17 protein-coding genes are annotated in these 17603 nt (G+C 58.9%); 14 read left to right on the forward strand and 3 right to left on the reverse strand.

The annotated features are described in order from the left end of the window. Positions 1-99: 99 nt before the first annotated feature. From AFK24_RS16855 to pstB, 9 genes are all read left to right on the forward strand, one after another. Positions 100-1224 carry an NAD(P)/FAD-dependent oxidoreductase gene (locus AFK24_RS16855; protein WP_065834390.1) on the forward strand — a complete coding sequence of 375 codons (1125 nt, stop codon included), beginning with the start codon at positions 100-102 and terminating at the stop codon, positions 1222-1224. Next, positions 1214-1540: a (2Fe-2S)-binding protein gene (locus AFK24_RS16860; RefSeq protein WP_065834276.1), complete on the forward strand. Its 327-nt coding sequence runs from the start codon at positions 1214-1216 to the stop codon at positions 1538-1540. Before AFK24_RS16855 ends, AFK24_RS16860 begins: the two co-directional genes overlap by 11 nt. Beyond that, the gene (locus AFK24_RS16865; protein ID WP_065834277.1) at positions 1533-2951 is read left to right on the forward strand and encodes an NAD(P)/FAD-dependent oxidoreductase; all 1419 of its coding nucleotides are present in this window, start codon (positions 1533-1535) and stop codon (positions 2949-2951) included. Before AFK24_RS16860 ends, AFK24_RS16865 begins: the two co-directional genes overlap by 8 nt. Positions 2952-2964: 13 nt before the next feature. After that, a complete protein-coding gene (locus AFK24_RS16870) occupies positions 2965-3321 on the forward strand; it encodes a RidA family protein (RefSeq protein ID WP_065834278.1) in 357 nt (118 codons plus the stop codon). Between the two features lie 129 nt (positions 3322-3450). Further along, complete coding sequence (locus AFK24_RS16875) at positions 3451-4233, forward strand: ABC transporter substrate-binding protein (protein WP_080482193.1); 783 nt, start codon at positions 3451-3453, stop codon at positions 4231-4233. A gap of 369 nt (positions 4234-4602) precedes the next feature. After that, positions 4603-5622, forward strand: coding sequence for a phosphate ABC transporter substrate-binding protein PstS (gene pstS / locus AFK24_RS16880; protein WP_065834279.1), 1020 nt, complete (start codon positions 4603-4605; stop codon positions 5620-5622). 82 nt (positions 5623-5704) lie between these two features. Then, positions 5705-6700, forward strand: coding sequence for a phosphate ABC transporter permease subunit PstC (gene pstC, locus AFK24_RS16885; RefSeq protein WP_065834280.1), 996 nt, complete (start codon positions 5705-5707; stop codon positions 6698-6700). Further along, positions 6697-7581, forward strand: a complete 885-nt coding sequence (gene pstA, locus AFK24_RS16890) for a phosphate ABC transporter permease PstA (RefSeq protein WP_020289786.1) — start codon at positions 6697-6699, stop codon at positions 7579-7581. Before pstC ends, pstA begins: the two co-directional genes overlap by 4 nt. Next, positions 7581-8360 carry a phosphate ABC transporter ATP-binding protein PstB gene (gene pstB / locus AFK24_RS16895; protein WP_020289787.1) on the forward strand — a complete coding sequence of 260 codons (780 nt, stop codon included), beginning with the start codon at positions 7581-7583 and terminating at the stop codon, positions 8358-8360. Before pstA ends, pstB begins: the two co-directional genes overlap by 1 nt. Before the next feature lies 1 nt (position 8361). On the opposite strand, the gene AFK24_RS16900 is transcribed toward pstB, so the two are convergent. Next, positions 8362-9300, reverse strand: coding sequence for a LysR family transcriptional regulator (locus tag AFK24_RS16900; protein ID WP_065834281.1), 939 nt, complete (start codon positions 9298-9300; stop codon positions 8362-8364). 189 nt (positions 9301-9489) lie between these two features. Here AFK24_RS16900 and AFK24_RS16905 point away from each other — a divergent pair, with 189 nt between their 5' ends. From AFK24_RS16905 to AFK24_RS16920, 4 genes are all read left to right on the forward strand, one after another. Then, positions 9490-10290, forward strand: coding sequence for a glucose 1-dehydrogenase (locus AFK24_RS16905; RefSeq protein WP_065834282.1), 801 nt, complete (start codon positions 9490-9492; stop codon positions 10288-10290). After that, the gene (locus AFK24_RS16910) at positions 10283-12109 is read left to right on the forward strand and encodes a glycoside hydrolase family 15 protein (RefSeq protein WP_065834283.1); all 1827 of its coding nucleotides are present in this window, start codon (positions 10283-10285) and stop codon (positions 12107-12109) included. Before AFK24_RS16905 ends, AFK24_RS16910 begins: the two co-directional genes overlap by 8 nt. Positions 12110-12505: 396 nt before the next feature. Continuing rightward, positions 12506-14056, forward strand: a complete 1551-nt coding sequence (norR, locus tag AFK24_RS16915; protein WP_065834284.1) for a nitric oxide reductase transcriptional regulator NorR — start codon at positions 12506-12508, stop codon at positions 14054-14056. A gap of 139 nt (positions 14057-14195) precedes the next feature. Next, positions 14196-14420 carry a DUF6555 family protein gene (locus AFK24_RS16920; protein ID WP_065834285.1) on the forward strand — a complete coding sequence of 75 codons (225 nt, stop codon included), beginning with the start codon at positions 14196-14198 and terminating at the stop codon, positions 14418-14420. 74 nt (positions 14421-14494) lie between these two features. On the opposite strand, the gene AFK24_RS31210 is transcribed toward AFK24_RS16920, so the two are convergent. Together AFK24_RS31210 and AFK24_RS16925 are read right to left on the reverse strand one after the other, a co-directional pair. Further along, on the reverse strand, positions 14495-14665 hold the full coding sequence (locus AFK24_RS31210) for a hypothetical protein (RefSeq protein ID WP_170826347.1): 171 nt from the start codon (positions 14663-14665) through the stop codon (positions 14495-14497). A 122-nt stretch (positions 14666-14787) separates the two neighbouring features. Beyond that, complete coding sequence (locus AFK24_RS16925) at positions 14788-16227, reverse strand: MFS transporter (protein ID WP_065834286.1); 1440 nt, start codon at positions 16225-16227, stop codon at positions 14788-14790. A 271-nt stretch (positions 16228-16498) separates the two neighbouring features. On the opposite strand from AFK24_RS16925, the gene AFK24_RS16930 reads away from it, so the two are divergent. Further along, positions 16499-17434: an NADP-dependent oxidoreductase gene (locus AFK24_RS16930; protein WP_065834287.1), complete on the forward strand. Its 936-nt coding sequence runs from the start codon at positions 16499-16501 to the stop codon at positions 17432-17434. The last annotated feature ends 169 nt before the right edge of the window (positions 17435-17603 follow it).

Raw genomic sequence — 17603 nt, forward strand, 5'->3', positions numbered from 1 at the left:
CATTTTTAAAGCGCGCGTCAGCCTTCTAGGATCATTTTCATCGAATAAAGACGGCCTGATCGTTGATGGATCAAGCCGCAACGGATGAAAACGGGCCTTATGCATAAAGCTGATGTGATTGTCGTAGGCGGTGGGCTGGTTGGGATGTCCATTGCTTATGGACTGGCCTTGCTGGGGCAGCAGGTCTGCGTCCTGGATGAAGGCGACGATGCATTTCGTGCGGCGCGGGGCAACTTCGGCCTGCTTTGGGTGCAGGGCAAGGGTTACCAGATGAGTCCCTATGCGCAATGGACCCGCGAGTCGGTGGCGCTATGGCCGCAACTGGATGCAGCGCTGCGTGCCGATACCGGAATCGAGATTCACCTGCGTCAGCCCGGCGGTTTTCAGCTGTGCCTGAGCGACGAGGAGATGGCCGAGGAAGCCCGCCGTCTGGTGTGGCTGCGCGAGGCCTTCGACGGCGATTACCCCTTCGAGCTGCTGGACCCGGCGCAATTGCGCAAGCGCTTGCCGGGCATCGGTCCTGAAGTGGTGGGCGCGTGTTTTTCGCCAATGGACGGCCACGTCAATCCACTCAAGCTGCTGCGAGCTTTGTATGCGGCCTGCCAATTGCGCGGAGTGCAGGTGATCAGCGGTCAGCGTGTCGATGCTATCGGCCAGCATCCGCAAGGGTTTGAGGTGGCGGCCGGCGAGCAACGCTTTTACGGCAGGCAGCTGGTGCTGGCTGCCGGACTGGGCAATCGGCCATTAGGCACCGAGCTGGGGCTGGACGTGCCGGTTCGGCCCAATCGCGGACAGATTCTGGTGACTGAACGGCTCAAGCCGTTTTTGCATTACCCCACCACTTACGTTCGGCAAACTGACGAGGGCACCGTGCAGCTGGGCGATTCCCTGGAATCAGTGGGCTTCGATGACAGCACCAGCAGCGATGTGATGGGCGATATCGCCCGCCGTGGCGTGCAGTGTTTTCCGCGCCTGGGCCAAGTGCGAATGGTCCGGGCCTGGGGCGCGTTGCGGGTATTGAGCGCCGACGGTTTCCCCATCTACGACTCACCGACGGCTTGCCCTGGCGCCTTCGTGGTCAGTTGCCACAGCGGCGTCACGCTGGCCGCCGCGCACGTGCTGCGCCTTGCTCCGTGGATAGCCGGGCAGGGCGATGAACAACCCATTCAGCCATTCAGCCTTGCCCGATTCAGCGGCACCCACGAGGTACGTCATGCTCACTGAAGCGTTGTTTCGCAGTCTCGACAGTGAGGCCGGGCGCGTCGATATCCAGTTCGAGGGGCAACTATTGTCAGTGCCCGCCGACATGTCCCTGGCGGCTGCGTTACTGGCCAGCGGCGTTCACCAAACCCGGGAAAGCGCCATCAACGGCAGGCCCGGCGCGCCTTATTGCATGATGGGCGTCTGCTTTGAGTGTGTGGTGGAAATCGACGGCCTGGCCAATTGTCAGGCGTGTCTGACTGCCGTGCGGCCCGGCATGAGCGTGCGGGTGCAGGCCGGCGCACGGGACTTGCTGCCCTGGAGTGATGAAGATGAATGATCAGCCTGTGGATTTGCTGATCATCGGCGCCGGACCCGCCGGTATGAGTGCAGCCATCGAAGCGTCGCGCCTGGGCCTGAGGGTCGTTTTACTGGATGAACAGGCCAGCCCCGGCGGCCAGATTTACCGAAATATTCGCAGCGCCGACGCTCGCACCTGTGCCGTACTCGGCGCCGACTATGTAGCCGGTGGCGAACTTGCCGAAGCATTCATGGCCAGTGCCGTGGATTACCGCCCCAACGCGTCGGTATGGCAGGTCACACCGGAGCGCCGCGTGCATTACCTGATCGATGGCCGTGCCGAAGTCTTGCAGGCTCGCCATCTATTGATCGCGACCGGCGCGTTCGAGCGGCCAATGCCGATTCCAGGCTGGACCTTGCCCGGCGTGATGACGGCCGGAGCGGGGCAGATACTGCTAAAGAGTGCCGCACTGATTCCGACCGGGCCTGTGGTGCTCGCCGGTTGCGGCCCGTTGTTGTATTTGCTGGCGGTGCAATATCTGCGGGCCGGCATCGCCATTCAGGCGCTGGTCGATACCAGCGGCCACGGCGACGCAGTACGCAGCTGGCGGCAACTGCCCGGCGCATTGCGCGGTTGGCGGGATTTGCGCAAAGGGCTGCGGCTGCTGGCGGAATTGAAACGCGCGGGCGTCCGACATTACCGCAACGCGCGCCAGCTGCGTGTCGAGGGCGAGGGCCGCGCGAGGGGCTTGAGCTTCGACTGCGCCGATCGCTCGTGGACGCTGCCGGCATCGTTGATCCTGCTGCATCAAGGCGTGGTGCCCAATACCCAGATCAGCTGGTCCTTGCGGGCCGAGCATGACTGGAATGAGCACCAGGCCTGCTGGATTGCACGCCGTAATGCCGAGGGGCAGACCAGCCTGCCGGGCATCTTCATTGCCGGTGATGGCGGGGCGATTGGCGGCGCCAGCGTTGCGCGGTCCCAAGGTCGTCTCGCGGCGCTGGCGATTGCCTATCAACAGCAACGCATCGATCAGGCGCAATGGAAGCGTCTGGCCAAACCCTGGCGACAGGCCTTGAATCGCGAAAACGCGGCACGGCCTTTGATCGACACGCTGTATCGCCCGCAAACGGAAAATCGCATCCCAGACGATGGTGTCACGGTCTGTCGCTGTGAGGAGGTCAGCGCCGGTGCGATTCGCCAGTACGTCGATCTGGGCTGTCTGGGCCCCAATCAGACCAAGGCGTTCGGGCGCTGCGGCATGGGGCCTTGTCAGGGGCGGATGTGCGGGCTGACGGTCACCGAAATCATTGCCGAACGGCGTCGAATCAGCCCTGCGCAAGTGGGTTATTACCGAATTCGCTCGCCGCTCAAACCCATCACCCTTTTGCAATTGGCCGGTGAAAAGCCTTCAGCAGGGTGCCAATCTTCTATTAATACCACCCCTTAATAAGGAGTTTCCCATGAGTACCCCCATCCACCGCATTGAAAGCAACGCGCGATTAAGCAGAAGCGTCGTGCACAACGGCGTGGCCTGGCTGAGCGGCATTGTCGCAGCCGATTGCACCCAGGACATTCGCGGTCAGACCCGGCAGGTGCTGGAGCGTGTCGACGAACTGCTGGCGGCGTCCGGCAGCGACAAGGGCCGCTTGCTCAGCGTGCAGATCTGGATGAAGGACATGACGGCGGATTTTTCCGGCATGAACGAAACCTGGAGCGCTTGGGTGGAGGCCACGCAAACCCCGGCCCGCGCCACCGCGCAAGTGATGTTCGACGACCCGCAGATCCTGCTGGAGCTGATCGTCACCGCTGCCGTCTGAAGTCTGCTTTCCATGGAGTAGGGCGCCAACAGAGCGCTCACTCCCGCTGTTCACATTGCTGCTGCCAATAACGGACACGATCCTTTCCCGGGGCGTGACCGATTTGAACAACATCGTCTGGAGCTATGCATGAACCTGAAAAACACCGCTATCAAACTCGGCCTCGCCTCACTCCTGGCGCTGGCCGTCAACGCCCAGGCCGCCGAGCCGCAGCTGCGCATCGGTATTGAAGCCGCATACCCGCCATTCGCGTCCAAGACGCCGGATAACCAGATCGTCGGCTTCGACTACGACATCGGCCAGGCGCTCTGTGCCGAGATGAAAGTCGAATGCGTCTGGAAGGAAAACGAGTTCGACGGCTTGATCCCCGCCCTCAAGGTCAAGAAGGTCGATGCGATCATTTCCTCGATGTCGATGACGCCGGAGCGCATGAAGTCCGTGGACTTCAGCGACCGCTATTATCGAATCCCGGCGCGCCTGGTGGTGCGTAAGGACAGCGGCATCACTGACGTGCCGGCGCAGCTCAAAGGCAAGCGGATCGGCGTGCAGCGGGCGACCAACTTCGAGCGCTACGCCACTGAAAAATTCGTCCCGCAAGGCGCGATTCTGGTGCCGTACAGCTCGCAGAATGAAGTGTTCCTCGACCTGCTGGGCGGCCGACTGGATGCGACCATGGCCAGTTCCGTGGCCATCGATGAAGGTTTGCTGAAGAAACCCGAAGGCAAGGATTACCAGTTCGTCGGCCCGACGTTCACCGAAGAACAGTATTTCGGAACCGGCATCGGCATCGCCGTACGCAAGAACGACCCCTTGGCTGGCCGCTTCAATCAGGCGCTCGCCGCAATCCGCGCCAATGGTACGTACGAGAAGATTCGCCTGAAGTATTTCGATTTTGATATTTACGGGGAGTGAGACTTAACCGTTGTCGAACCCGAACTAAACGTGGGACCGGATTCATCCGGGAAGGCTTCTGAGGGGTAGCAATGACATCTTTATGCCATCGCTGGCCTCTCGCGAATCAATTCGCGGCCACGGATCATGTGTGTCGGTAATGGCATTGAGCCTCTAATTTTCTCCCAGCCTGAAAAACCCGGAAACCCCCGTATTCATTGACTGAATCCGGGGGTTTCTGGTTTTTGGCGTGTAAGACATCGCCTACAAAAAATCCTGAAAATGACACAACTCGACTGATTGTCATTAAACCGCAACATTCCGAGGATTAAATCCGCATCGGGCCTTCCCATGGATGGGCCACCAAAATTCTCTTGTTGAGGTATTGCCGTGATACTGCTGACTAAAAAACGCTTGTCGCTTCTGATCGCTTCGCTGTGCCTGAGCGGTATGGCCCATGCGACTGACGTAACCGGCGCTGGTTCGAGTTTCGTTTTTCCGGTTATCTCCAAGTGGTCCCAGGACTACAGCAAAACCGCGGACAACCGCATCAACTATCAGTCCATCGGTTCGGGCGGCGGTATCGCTCAGATCAAGGCGGCCACCGTTGACTTCGGTGCATCCGATGCCCCGATGTCCGCAGAAGACCTGCAAGCTGGCGGCCTGGGTCAGTTCCCAAGCGTGATCGGCGGTATCGTGCCAATCGTCAACGTTGAAGGCGTGGAAAGCGGCGAGCTGAAGCTGGATGGCCCAACCATCGCCAAGATCTTCATGGGCGACATCAAGAAGTGGAACGATCCAGCCATTGCTGAATTGAATTCCGGCGTGAAGCTGCCAGATACCCTGATCACCGTTGTTCACCGTTCGGACGGTTCGGGCACCACTTACAACTTCACCAACTACCTGAGCAAAGTCAGCCCGGAGTGGAGCGAGAAGTTGAAATTTGGTTCGACAGTGGTTTGGCCAGCCGGTGTGGGTGGCAAGGGTAACGAAGGTGTTTCTGCCTACGTGAAGCAGATCAAGGGTTCGATCGGCTACGTTGAGTACTCTTACGCTGTCACCAACAAATTGGCTTATACCCAGCTGAAAAACGCTGCCGGCAAGTTCATCAAGCCTGACGCCAAGGCGTTCGCTGCAGCTGCAGACACCGCCGATTGGGCAAGCGCCAAAGACTTCAACCTGATCATGACCAACGCTCCAGGTGAGGCTGCATGGCCGATCACCGCGACTACCTGGATCATCATGTACAAAAAAGCCAAGAACGAAGAGAAAAGCACAGCTGCTTTCGACTTCTTCAAATGGTCTCTGAACAACGGCCAGAAACAAGCCGAGTCGCTGGACTATGTTGCTCTGCCGAAGTCTCTGGTTGATCGCGTGGATGCCTACTGGAAAACGGAATTCACCAAGTAAGTGATCCAAGCCCGTACACCCCTGTCATCGAGCCGCGATATCGGCCCGGTGGCAGGGGCTTTTTCTTGCGAGTGGACCCAACATGACTGAAAACACCCAATACCTGTCCGCTAACGTCACCGAAGTTGAATCCGATGGCGAAAAGCGCGCCAAGCGGGATCACCGCCATGACGTGTGGTTCAAGCGGTCGTTACAAGCAGCTGCCATGCTGGTGCTTGCAATGCTGGGTTGTATTGCACTGTCCACTCTGTGGGGCGGCAGTCTGGCATTTCAAACCTTCGGGTTTGAGTTTCTGACCAGTACCGAATGGGACGTAAACGCTGGCAAGTTCGGCGCACTGGTTCCGATCTACGGCACACTGGTGACATCATTTCTGGCTTTGCTGATCGCCGTTCCGGTGAGCTTCGGCATTGCGATCTTCCTGACCGAAGTTGCACCGCCCTGGTTGCGGATGCCTATTGCCTCAGCCATCGAACTGTTGGCGGGGATTCCTTCGATCATTTACGGCATGTGGGGCCTGTTTGTATTCGGTCCGTTCATGGCTGAACATCTTTCGCCCTGGATCACCGAGAACCTGGGTGCATTGCCGCTGATCGGCCCGATGTTTCAGGGGCCGCCACTGGGTATCGGCATGCTCACGGCAGGTATCGTGCTGGCGATCATGATTACGCCGTTCATTACCTCCGTCATGCAGGAAGTCTTCCGCACCGTACCCACCACGTTGAAAGAGTCGGCCTACGCATTGGGCGGCACGACCTGGGAAGTGGTATGGGACATCGTTCTTCCCTACACGCGCTCAGCGGTAGTCGGCGGTGTGTTCCTCGGTCTGGGTCGCGCGTTGGGTGAAACCATGGCGGTGACTTTCGTGCTGGGTAACGCCCACCAATTCTCGGCCTCGTTGATGATGCCGAGCAGCTCCATCGCTTCGGTGATCGCCAACGAGTTCAACGAGGCTTACACCGACTTGCACCGCTCGGCGCTGATCGCCCTTGGCTTCCTGTTGTTTGTCGTCACCTTCATCGTGCTGGCTCTGGCACGTCTGATGCTGTCTCGTCTGTCACGCAAGGAGGGGTTATGAGTAAGGACATGGCAGGCAGCGAGCGCCTTTACCGCTCTCGTAACTTCAAGAACAAAATTGCGATGGTGCTCAGCTGCGGCGCCACGGCATTTGGTCTGTTGTGGCTGGTCTGGATTCTGTTGACCACCATCATCAAGGGCATTGATGCCCTGAATCTGCAGCTGTTCACCGGCATGACACCACCGCCTGGTACCGAAGGCGGTCTGGCCAACGCGTTTTACGGCAGTGTGCTGATGTCCGGCATCGGCTTGCTGATCGGTACACCGATTGGTTTGATGGCCGGCATCTGGTTGGCCGAATTCGCCCGTTACACCAAGCTGGGCAACGCGGTGCGGTTCATCAACGACATTCTGCTGTCGGCGCCTTCCATCGTTCTCGGTCTGTTCGTCTACACCGTGGTCGTGTTGCCGCTTAACGCTATTACCAATCATCAGGTCGGCTTCTCGGCGCTGGCCGGTGCCCTGGCGCTGGCGTTGCTGGTGATTCCGGTGGTGGTGCGTACCACGGATGAAATGATGCAACTGCAGCCGTCGACCATGCGTGAAGCGGCCCTGGCATTGGGTGTTCCACAATGGAAGCTGACTTTGCAGATCGTCCTGCGTGCCGCCAAGGCTGGCGTCGTCACCGGTATCCTGCTGGCGCTGGCGCGTATCACCGGCGAAACCGCACCGTTGCTGTTCACCGCTTTCGGCAACCAGTTCTGGAGCAGCGATCTGCTCAAACCGATCGCCAGTGTTCCGGTGGTGGTCTTCCAGTACGCCATGAGCCCGTTCGACGACTGGCACTCTCTGGCCTGGGCAGGTGCTCTGGTCATGACCTTGTTCGTGCTGTTCCTCAGTCTTGCTTCCCGCTTAATTCTTTTGCGCAATAGGGCGTCATGATGAATAACCTTTCCCTTGCCAATGAAAAAACCAAGATTCAAGTCCGTGGTCTGGAGTTTTTCTACGGCGGCCAGCAATCCCTGAAATCCATCGACATGGTGATCCCGGAAAAACGTATCACGGCGATCATCGGCCCTTCGGGTTGCGGCAAATCGACCTTGCTGCGGGTTTTCAACCGTATTTACGCGATGTACCCAAAGCAGGAAGCCAAGGGTGAAGTGCTGCTCAATGGCGAAAACATCCTGGCCCCTGGCTATTCGATGAACCGCCTGCGCAGTCACGTCGGCATGGTGTTCCAGAAGCCGGTGCCGTTTCCGATGTCGATCTACGACAATATTTCCTACGCGATCAAGCACCACGAAAAGCTCTCGCGTCGTGAGATGGAAGATCGCGTTGAGCAGGCGCTGCGTGGCGCGGCGCTGTGGGATGAGGTGAAGGACAAGCTCAAGCAAAGCGCTACCGGCCTGTCCGGTGGTCAGCAACAGCGTCTGTGCATCGCCCGCACCATCGCGTTGCGACCACAGGTCTTGTTGCTGGACGAACCGACTTCGGCCCTCGATCCGATTTCCACCGGGCGCATCGAACAGCTGATTACCGAGCTCAAAGAGCAGTTCACGGTGATCATCGTTACCCACAACATGCAACAAGCGGCGCGCTGCTCGGACTACACCGCGTTCATGTTCATGGGCGAGCTGATCGAGCACGGCGACACTGACACCATCTTCACCAAGCCTTCCAAGACGCAGACCGAAGACTACATCACCGGGCGTTTCGGCTGATTCAAGCCGGATTCCCCGAATGGGCGGGCGCCGTCGAGGCCTCGCCCATGAAGTCTTCCAGCCGCCGACGCAGCCAGCGCTCGGCCGGATCGGTGTCCATTACGCTGAGCCAGACCATGGACAAATCCAGGGTCGGGGTAATGAATGGCAGCGGTTCATCCTGTACCAATCCCAACGCACTCATCGCACTGGCGGTGTAAGTCGGCATGTTCGACAGCAAGTCAGTACCCGCCATCAAAGCGGGCAACGTGCTGTATTGCGGAATCGACAACACCACATGCCGCTTGCGGCCCAGCGCGCTCAGCCATTCATCGGCGAAACTGCTGATGTTGGCCACGTGGGACACCACCACATGCGGTCGTGAGCAGTATTCATCCAGCGTCAGTGGCGTGGACGATTTGTCGGCGCGGATCACTCGAGGCTGAATAGTGCGCAGCAGCTTGCGCTTGGCATTGGCTGGCAGCTCCCGGGTCAGACACACGCCCGCAGTGATTTCCCCGGAAATCAGCAGCTCGGAAATATTCCAGTAATCCACATGCTTGACGACGATGACCACGCCCGGTGCTTCCTGACGGATGGCGCGTAGCATGGCTGGCAGCAGACCGAATTCGACGTCATCGGACAAGCCAATGCGGAAAGTCATGTTGCTGCTGGCCGGGTCGAAGTCGTGGCTCAGGCTCAAGGCCGTAGACATGGCGTCCAGCGCCGGTGACAGATGCAGGATGATTTCCTGGGCGCGTGCGGTCGGCTCCATGCGATGCCCGACACGAATGAACAATGGATCGTTGAACAAGGCGCGCAGTCGATTGAGCGCGGCGCTGATGGTTGGCTGGCCGAGAAACAGCTTTTCCGCGGCACGGGTCACATTGCGCTCTTGCATCAAGGTCTCGAACACCACCATCAGGTTGATATCGGCCTTGCGCAGTTGGTTTCGGTTCATGAAGGTGACGATCCAGGAGATTGCAGCTCAGGGGCGCAAAGCTAACAGCTCAGGCCCCCGCGCCTCAAGCTGCCAATTGGTCGTATGCCTTGGCTGCATGGGATATCGCCAGCGCTGGAACCTGCAGCACTGAACTTCCTGGAAGCCGCGCCGGTCAGCTTTATATGCTTAACATGAGGCTGTGACTCGATGCGTATTTCATTGGATAAGCAGGTTGCGTTAGTAACTGGCGGCAGTTCGGGCCTTGGCGCAGGTGCCGCTAAGGCACTGGCAGCGGCCGGTGCCGCGGTGGTGATCAACTTCAATTCCCAGTCTGAACCGGCCGAGAAGCTCGCGGCACACATCATTGCCGAAGGCGGTCAGGCAATCGCCATTGGTGCCGACGTCTCGCAGGAAGCTCAGGTCGAGCGTCTGTTTGCGCAAACCCTGGAGCATTTCGGGCGTCTGGACATTCTGGTGGCCAATTCCGGTCTGCAAAAAGATGCGTCCATCTTCGACATGAGCCTGGCCGACTGGAACAAGGTGATCGACGTCAACCTGACCGGCCAGTTTCTCTGCGCCCGGAGTGCCTTGCACCAGTTCGTCGCCCAAGGCATGGACCACGATATATCCAGGGCCATGGGCAAAATCATTCATATGAGTTCCGTACATCAGCTGATTCCTTGGGCCGGGCACGCCAACTACGCGGCGTCCAAAGGCGGCGTCGATCTGTTGATGCGCACCATTGCCCAGGAAGTCGGCGAGAAGAAAATCCGCGTCAACAGCATTGCTCCGGGCGCGATTCGCACGGCGATCAATCAGGACGCGATGAAGGGCGATGCCGAAGCCAAACTGTTAAAGCTGATTCCTTATGGCCGCGTCGGTGAAGCAGAAGACGTGGCGAATGCAGTGGTCTGGCTAGCGTCTGATCTATCCGATTACGTGCATGGCACCACCTTGTTCATCGACGGCGGCATGAGCCTTTACCCGGAGTTCCGCGACAATGGCTGAGTTTCTGGAAGAGGCGCAAAACGCGATCGAAAACCACGGCATCATCGGCGACATGCGTAGCGCTGCGTTGGTCGCCGACACGGGCAGCATCGACTTTCTCTGCTGGCCGGATTTTGACAGTCCTTCGGTGTTCACCGCACTGCTGGACAGCAACGATGCCGGCATTTTTCAGTTGGCCCCGGATCTGCCTGACGCGCGTCGCCAGCAGATTTACCTGCCGGACACCAATGTCTTGCAGACCCGCTGGATTGCCAAGGACGCGGTGGTCGAGGTCACCGATCTGATGCCCGTCGGTCACGATGAAGATGACTTGCCTCGCGTGGTGCGGCGTATCGAGGTGCGTTACGGCGCAGCGATTGTGCGCATGCGCTGCCGGGTGCGGCTGGATTACAGCCGCGCGGAAATGAGCGTGCGCATGGATGGCGAAGACGTGTGCTTCGAGGCTGAGGGGCAGCCCGGTATGCGGCTTTCGTCGACCGCGCCGTTGCACCTCGATGAGCAGACCGCTGTTGCTGAGTTCGCCATGCAGCAAGGCGAGATTTTCGAATTCGTGCTTGGCGGGATCGACGACGAGCAAGTCAGCGCCGGGCAATGTCCGCGCTACATTGATGAGACGCTCGCGTTCTGGCGGCGCTGGAGCAAACAGTCCGAGTACCGTGGCCGCTGGCAGGAAATGGTCAATCGCTCGGCGCTGACCCTCAAGCTGCTCACATCCCGCAAGCATGGCGGCATCGTTGCTGCCGCGACCTTTGGCCTGCCGGAAACCCTCGGCGGCGAGCGCAACTGGGACTATCGCTATACCTGGATTCGCGACGCCTCGTTCACGGTCTATGCATTCATGCGCCTGGGCTATTCCGATGAAGCCAATGCGTTCATGGGCTGGGTGCGCGGCAGAATGGGCGATTGCTGCGATGATTCGAGCACCCTCGGCATCCTGTACGGCCTTGATGGCCGCGAAGAGCTGCTCGAGGAAACCTTGACGCATCTTTCCGGTTACGGCGGCGCAACCCCGGTGCGGGTGGGTAATGAGGCCTACAAACAGACCCAGCTGGATATCTATGGCGAGCTGATGGACGCCGTGTATCTGGCCAACAAATATGGCGAAGCGATTTCCTACGAAGGCTGGCAGCACGCAACTCGTCTGGTGGATTACGTCTGCGAAAACTGGCGCAGTAAAGACGTTGGCATCTGGGAAATGCGCGGTCAGGATCAGCACTTCCTGCATTCGCGCCTGATGTGTTGGGTGGCGCTGGACCGCGCGCTGCGCCTGGCCTTCAAGCGTTCGCTTCCGGCGCCTTTTGATCGCTGGGACAAGGAACGGCAGGCGATTCACGACGATATCTGGAAAAACTTCTGGGACGCCGATCTGGGCCACTTCGTGCAATACAAGGGCAGTCGCAACCTGGATGCCTCAATGTTGCTGATGCCCCTGGTGCGTTTTGTCGGTGCCAGCGATCCGCGCTGGGTCGCAACCCTCGACGCCATCGAAGGCACACTGGTGCGCGATGGCATGGTGTATCGCTACCGCAACGACGACGACCATGACGACGGTCTCGCCGGGGAGGAGGGCGCATTCACCGCCTGTTCATTCTGGTACGTCGAATGCCTGGCCCGGGCAGGGCGGGTCGAGCAGGCGCATCTGGAGTTCGAGCAGCTGCTGCGCTACGCCAATCCGCTGGGGCTTTATGCGGAGGAATTCGACGTCCACGGCCATCACCTCGGCAACACGCCTCAGGCCCTGAGCCATCTGGCATTGATCAGCGCGGCAAGCTTCCTGGATCGCAAGCTCAATGGCGAGAAGACGATGTGGCAGCCGTAAACGGGATTGGTGGAGCGAGGCTTGCCCGCGAATCGGTATTGCGGTCGACAGCTTGGTTGCGTGAACTGATGCGTTCGCGGGCAAGCCTCGCTCCAACGGGATCTGGCGAAAATCCGGTCTCACCGAAACACCGCAGATCCCTGCCGGGACCGATTTTATTCGCAAAGGTTTTCCCGGATGAATCCGGTCCCAGGTTATGACCGCATCTCGCCGCATCTCGCCGCATTCGTTGGAGCGAGGCTTGCCCGCGAATCGGTATTGCGGTCGACATTTTCGTTGCCTGAACTGATGCCTTCGCGGGCAAGCCTCGCTCCAACGGGTTGCGTTTCGACATTGAGCGGGTTGCGCAGTCATAATGACCGCATCGTCGGTCATTAATCAGTCAACGGAATCGCAATGACAAACCCCCTGTTATCGGCATTGGTTCCTCTGGTCGCCGACCTGAGTCGGGAATTGCCTGACGATGAACGCTACCGGCGTTTGCTGCAGGCGCTGCGGCAATTGTTGCCATGCGACGCCGTGGCGTTGCTCAAGCTTGAGGACGATGTGCTGATTCCCTTGGCGGTGCAGGGGCTGAGCGCCGATACCCTGGGACGGCGCTTCAGAGTGGAGGAACACCCGCGTCTCAAGGTGTTGCTGGAAAACCCTGGCCCTACACGCTTTTCCACCGACTGTGAGTTGCCGGACCCTTACGATGGTCTGGTGGAAGGGCATCCAGGCCATCTCGAAGTGCATGACTGCCTGGGTTGTCCGCTGTATTTCCAGGACAAACCCTGGGGCCTGATTACTCTGGATTCCCTGAATCCCTCGCGTTTCGGCAGCGTCGACCTAGACAACCTGCAAGCGTTTGCCAGCCTGGCTGCCGCGACCGTCATGGCCAGTGAGCGAATCAAGCAGCTGGCGCGCGGCTTTGAAGATCAACGCCAACTGGCTGAAGTCTACAAACGTGCCGCCGGCGGCCGAGGTCCTCGGGAACTGATCGGGCAGAGCGCCGTACATAAGCGGATGCAGCAGGAGATTCAGCTGGTCGGCAACAGTGCCTTGTCGGTGTTGATCACCGGGGAAACCGGGGTCGGCAAGGAGCTGGTGGCCGAGGCCATACATTTGAATTCTCCCCGCGCCCAGAAGCCGTTGATCAGCCTCAACTGCGCCGCACTGCCGGAAATGCTGGTGGAGAGCGAACTGTTTGGCCACGTCAAAGGCGCGTTTTCCGGTGCCGCGAACGGTCGTAGCGGCAAATTCGAACTGGCCGATGGCGGCACCATTTTTCTCGATGAGGTAGGGGAGTTGCCGCTTCCCGTTCAGTCCAAGCTGTTGCGGGTTTTGCAAAGCGGCCAGTTGCAGCGGGTCGGTTCAGATCAGGAACACCATGTGGACGTGCGGGTCATCGCCGCCACCAATCGGGATCTGGCCGAGGAGGTGCGCAGCGGTCGCTTCCGGGCCGATCTGTATCATCGCCTGAGTGTTTACCCGCTTCTGGTGCCGCCATTGCGTGAGCGAGGCCGCGACGTCTTGCTGCTCGCGGGTTTCTTCCTCGAAGAGAACCGCGCACGCATGGGTTTGCGCAGCCTGCGCTTGAACACCGACGCGCAGAAACTGCTGGTCGGCTACACCTGGCCGGGCAACGTGCGCGAACTCGAACACTTGATCAGCCGCGCGGTGCTCAAATCCCTTTCGGCCCACAAGGAGCGTCCGCGCATTCTGACCATCGAGGCTGCCGCGCTGGGCCTGATCGATGAAGTCGCCGTCAGCCATTTTTCCGCAACGGAAATGCCCGCAGCAATCGTCCCAGGCGGCACGCTCAAGGATTCAGTGGATGCGTTCCAGTGCAAGCTGATCGAGGAGGCTTTGGCCCGGCATCAGGGTAAATGGGTTGACGTCGCCCGGGAGATGGGGCTCGACCGCGCCAACCTCAGTCGCCTGGCCAGACGCTTGGGTATTCGCTAGGGGCGGCAGCGCCGTTGCCGGGGTATCGTGGCCAACCGCGCTGTGTACTGATTGATCATTTGGTCAAAAAAGACTGAATTTTTCGCTCGGACCAAAGGTCATCTACTGCTCTAAACAAACAGTATGAGGCACTGCCTGGATGTCCCAGTACAAACATTACCGAATTGATTACCTGTTCAATGGCGCCTTCAAATCGTTCTATATCAGTGCTGAACGCATGGACGATGCCGAAGCCTGGCACCACGCAAGCGTCGATGCCGGCATTGCCCGCATTCCTAAATATCGCCTGGAAAAAGTCGCCCGCGTGTCCAAGCCTTACGCCGAGCATTTCGGTATTACCGATGTCGAGTGGGCGCAAAGTTGATGCCCGGTGCCGGCCACCCTTCGATGGTGTGGACCGGCGACCATTAGCCTGTCAGGGCCTAATATCTGCGCTTTCTACTGCTTGCTTGGCACGCCATGAAAATCGCCTTTTTCCGGCACTAATTCGGTTCCCGGCTCAAACCCGGCTTCTGGGTCTTGCTCTTCGGTGATCGGGTCCGGGACGGTTTCGGGAAACGCTACTTCATTGGCATCGACATCTGGATTTTCCGGGCGGGAACCGGCCATGGTGCACCTCATCTGTGGATTGGTCAGGAGTTGATACGGGTTTGGATAGCCAGGTATTCAACCGGTTCACTTCCATTGACTACCGGCAGGTTGCACCACCCGCCGGCAATCTCCATGGCACATCAGCGGTGAGCGATGTTCTCCAGTGCCAGGTTGCGTGTGCGAGGGCCGAACGTGCTGATGGTGATGATCACGATCAACATGCTGCTGACGATGAAGGCCAACACCCCCGGTGTGCCGAAATGCTCCAGAAAAAAGCCGATCAGCAAACTGCTGAACACGGTCGACAATCGGCTGAAGGAGTAGCAGAAACCGACGGCACGGGCGCGGATGTTGGTCGGGAACAGTTCACCCTGATAAGAGTGATAACTGAAGCTCAGCCAGGCATTGCAGAAGGTGATCATCACGCCGCAAAACACCAGGCCCACGGCCGAGGTCTGAAACGCAAACAAGGTGCCGAAGATCATCGAGCCCAACGCCGAGCCGACGATCTGCCATTTATTCTCATAGCGATTGGCAAATTTCACGAACAACAGCGGACCCAGCGGATAGGCGAGGGTGATCACAAACGCATAACCCAGGCTGTGGGTGAGGCTGACGCCCTGGCCGGTGAGCAATGCCGGCAGCCAGTTGCCAAAGCCGAAGAAACCGATGGCCTGGAAGATGTGGAACACGATCAGCATCAGTGCCCGACGACGGTAGGGCGGCTTCCAGATGTCGGCGAAACGTCCGCGGCCTTCGACGGCAACCACTTCCGGTTCGGGCGCGTCCAGCGGTTTGCCGTGTTCACGCAGGCACTTGGCTTCAATGTCATCCATGATGCGTTCGGCTTCATCAAAGCGCCCATGTTGCGCGAGCCAGCGCGGTGACTCGGGCAGGCGCGAGCGCAGCCACCAGATGAACAGCGCGAATACCGCGCTGGCCAGCACCACCCAGCGCCAGCCGGAAATCCCGAACGGCGCTTGCGGCACCAGCCACCAGGACATCAGGGCAACGGCCGGAACCGAAAGGAACTGAATGAAAAAGGCAAAGGCAAACGCCGAACTGCGAATGCGCTTGGGCACCAGCTCCGACAGGTAAGCATCAATGGTCACCAACTCGATGCCCAGCCCGATACCCACCAGAAAGCGCATGCAAATGATGCCCAGCGCCGAACTCTGCACGCCCATGAGCACGGTGGCGACGGTGTACCAGATCAACGCGAAGGTGAAGATGGCACGGCGTCCAAAACGGTCGGCAATCGGGCTGAGCAGGCTGGCACCGAGAAAAAGCCCGAGAAAGGTTGCCGAGGCGAAGGCGGCCTGATCGGAAAAACCGAACACGCCTTGTGCGCCGGTGGCGAAGATACCGTCACGCAGCAGGCCTGGACTGATGTAAGCGGTCTGGAATAAATCGTAAAGCTCGAAAAAGCCACCGATGGACAACAGCGCGATCAGGCGCCAGATCGTCGCCACTGCCGGCAAACGATCGATGCGGGCGCTGATGGATGCTGCACGAACAGGATCAACCCCATCGGAGGGGATTTGCGGCGTCACGCTGTCCGCCGTTGATAAAGAGGTCATGGGTCAGATTCCGGAATTACTGGATCACACATGATAGATCTTTTACATTTTGAAATGATTGTTTAGATCGGTTAGTTATAGCGAATCTTGGCTGTTAATTGCTGAATGGTCGGAAATTTCACGTTTTTATGCCGAACGGTCGCTCAAGGTTGATCAGCGCTGCTATACCGATTTTTGGGCTCCGTTGGCCGGATGCGTGGCAACTAAGCTGAACCTCTGCGTTGAACCAGTAGTCAGCCCATTACCTATCAACCTGTCAGGAAGCAGCCCCATGGCGACCATGAAAGCGATAAGGATTCACCAGTTTGGTGATTCGAGTGTGCTGCAACTCGAATTTATTGAGATCCCTCATCCGCAAGTGGGCGAAGTATTGGTACGAATTGCCGCTGCGAGTGTCAACCCGGTGGACTACAAGATTCGCCAAGGCGAATTTCCGCCGGTCAGCCAAGATAAGTTGCCCATCACTCTGGGGCGGGATTTTTCCGGCGTTGTCGAGCAGGTGGGCGGTGGTGTGGGAAGTTTTGCTAAAGGGGATCGGGTTTTCGGGATGGTCGGCGGTGATGCCAGTTACGCGGAGTACGCCGTGATCAAGGTCGAGCATCTGGCGAAAATTCCGGAAAATCTTGATTTCATACACGCTGCGGCCGTGCCTCTGGCTGCGCAGACAGCGTGGCAGGCGCTATTCGATCACGGCCATCTGGAGGCCGGCCAGCGCGTGCTGATTCAGGGCGCCAGCGGTGGCGTCGGGCACTTTGCCGTGCAGCTCGCGGCCGCCAAGGGCGCGATGGTTTACGCCACCGGCTCGGATAAAAGCACGCGGTTCATCAGCGCACTGGGCGCGGACCGGGTCATCGATTACACCAAGGAACGTTTCGAGGATGTCTGCTCGGATATCGATCTGGTGATCAATCTGGTGTCCGGCGAAATGCAGCAGCGTTCATGGGCTGTATTGCGACGTGGCGGCACATTGGTTTCCACCTTGAACGAGCCCGCCCGCAACCGCCCGGATGCGTACGGCAAGAACAGCCGCTTTTTTCTGGTTGAGCCCAGTGGGGCGCAGCTTGCAGACGTCGCGCAGTTGATCAAGGGCGAGCTGGTGAGCGTGAAGGTCAATGTCACTTTCCCGCTGAAAAGCGCAGCAGCGGCTCAGGATTACCTGGAAAAATCACACATTGAGGGGAAGGTGGTTTTGACTGTCGATGGGTGAGGGTTGGCTACGCTGCCAGATCGCATTTCACTTTGGGAGCGAACTTGTTCACGAAGCAATCCGTAGGACCGGCTTTAGCCGGGAGGGCGGAAGGTCTGACGACGCAACTGCTGCGAATGTACCTGCCTCCTCCCGGCTAAAACCGGTCCTACGGGATCTATTCAACTTC

It is taken from the genome of Pseudomonas syringae, assembly GCF_001698815.1.
GTDB classification, from domain to species: Bacteria; Pseudomonadota; Gammaproteobacteria; order Pseudomonadales; family Pseudomonadaceae; genus Aquipseudomonas; species Aquipseudomonas syringae_A.

What these genes read in the sequence shown, in the direction of transcription:
- AFK24_RS16855 (WP_065834390.1), top strand. Translation starts at nt 100, where the DNA reads ATGCATAAAGCTGATGTGATTGTCGTAGGCGGTGGGCTGGTTGGGATG.
- AFK24_RS16860 (WP_065834276.1), top strand. Translation starts at nt 1,214, where the DNA reads ATGCTCACTGAAGCGTTGTTTCGCAGTCTCGACAGTGAGGCCGGGCGC.
- AFK24_RS16865 (WP_065834277.1), top strand. Translation starts at nt 1,533, where the DNA reads ATGAATGATCAGCCTGTGGATTTGCTGATCATCGGCGCCGGACCCGCC.
- AFK24_RS16870 (WP_065834278.1), top strand. Translation starts at nt 2,965, where the DNA reads ATGAGTACCCCCATCCACCGCATTGAAAGCAACGCGCGATTAAGCAGA.
- AFK24_RS16875 (WP_080482193.1), top strand. Translation starts at nt 3,451, where the DNA reads ATGAACCTGAAAAACACCGCTATCAAACTCGGCCTCGCCTCACTCCTG.
- pstC (WP_065834280.1), top strand. Translation starts at nt 5,705, where the DNA reads ATGACTGAAAACACCCAATACCTGTCCGCTAACGTCACCGAAGTTGAA.
- pstA (WP_020289786.1), top strand. Translation starts at nt 6,697, where the DNA reads ATGAGTAAGGACATGGCAGGCAGCGAGCGCCTTTACCGCTCTCGTAAC.
- pstB (WP_020289787.1), top strand. Translation starts at nt 7,581, where the DNA reads ATGAATAACCTTTCCCTTGCCAATGAAAAAACCAAGATTCAAGTCCGT.
- AFK24_RS16900 (WP_065834281.1), bottom strand. Translation starts at nt 9,300, where the DNA reads ATGAACCGAAACCAACTGCGCAAGGCCGATATCAACCTGATGGTGGTG.
- AFK24_RS16905 (WP_065834282.1), top strand. Translation starts at nt 9,490, where the DNA reads ATGCGTATTTCATTGGATAAGCAGGTTGCGTTAGTAACTGGCGGCAGT.
- AFK24_RS16910 (WP_065834283.1), top strand. Translation starts at nt 10,283, where the DNA reads ATGGCTGAGTTTCTGGAAGAGGCGCAAAACGCGATCGAAAACCACGGC.
- norR (WP_065834284.1), top strand. Translation starts at nt 12,506, where the DNA reads ATGACAAACCCCCTGTTATCGGCATTGGTTCCTCTGGTCGCCGACCTG.
- AFK24_RS16920 (WP_065834285.1), top strand. Translation starts at nt 14,196, where the DNA reads ATGTCCCAGTACAAACATTACCGAATTGATTACCTGTTCAATGGCGCC.
- AFK24_RS31210 (WP_170826347.1), bottom strand. Translation starts at nt 14,665, where the DNA reads ATGGCCGGTTCCCGCCCGGAAAATCCAGATGTCGATGCCAATGAAGTA.
- AFK24_RS16925 (WP_065834286.1), bottom strand. Translation starts at nt 16,227, where the DNA reads ATGACCTCTTTATCAACGGCGGACAGCGTGACGCCGCAAATCCCCTCC.
- AFK24_RS16930 (WP_065834287.1), top strand. Translation starts at nt 16,499, where the DNA reads ATGGCGACCATGAAAGCGATAAGGATTCACCAGTTTGGTGATTCGAGT.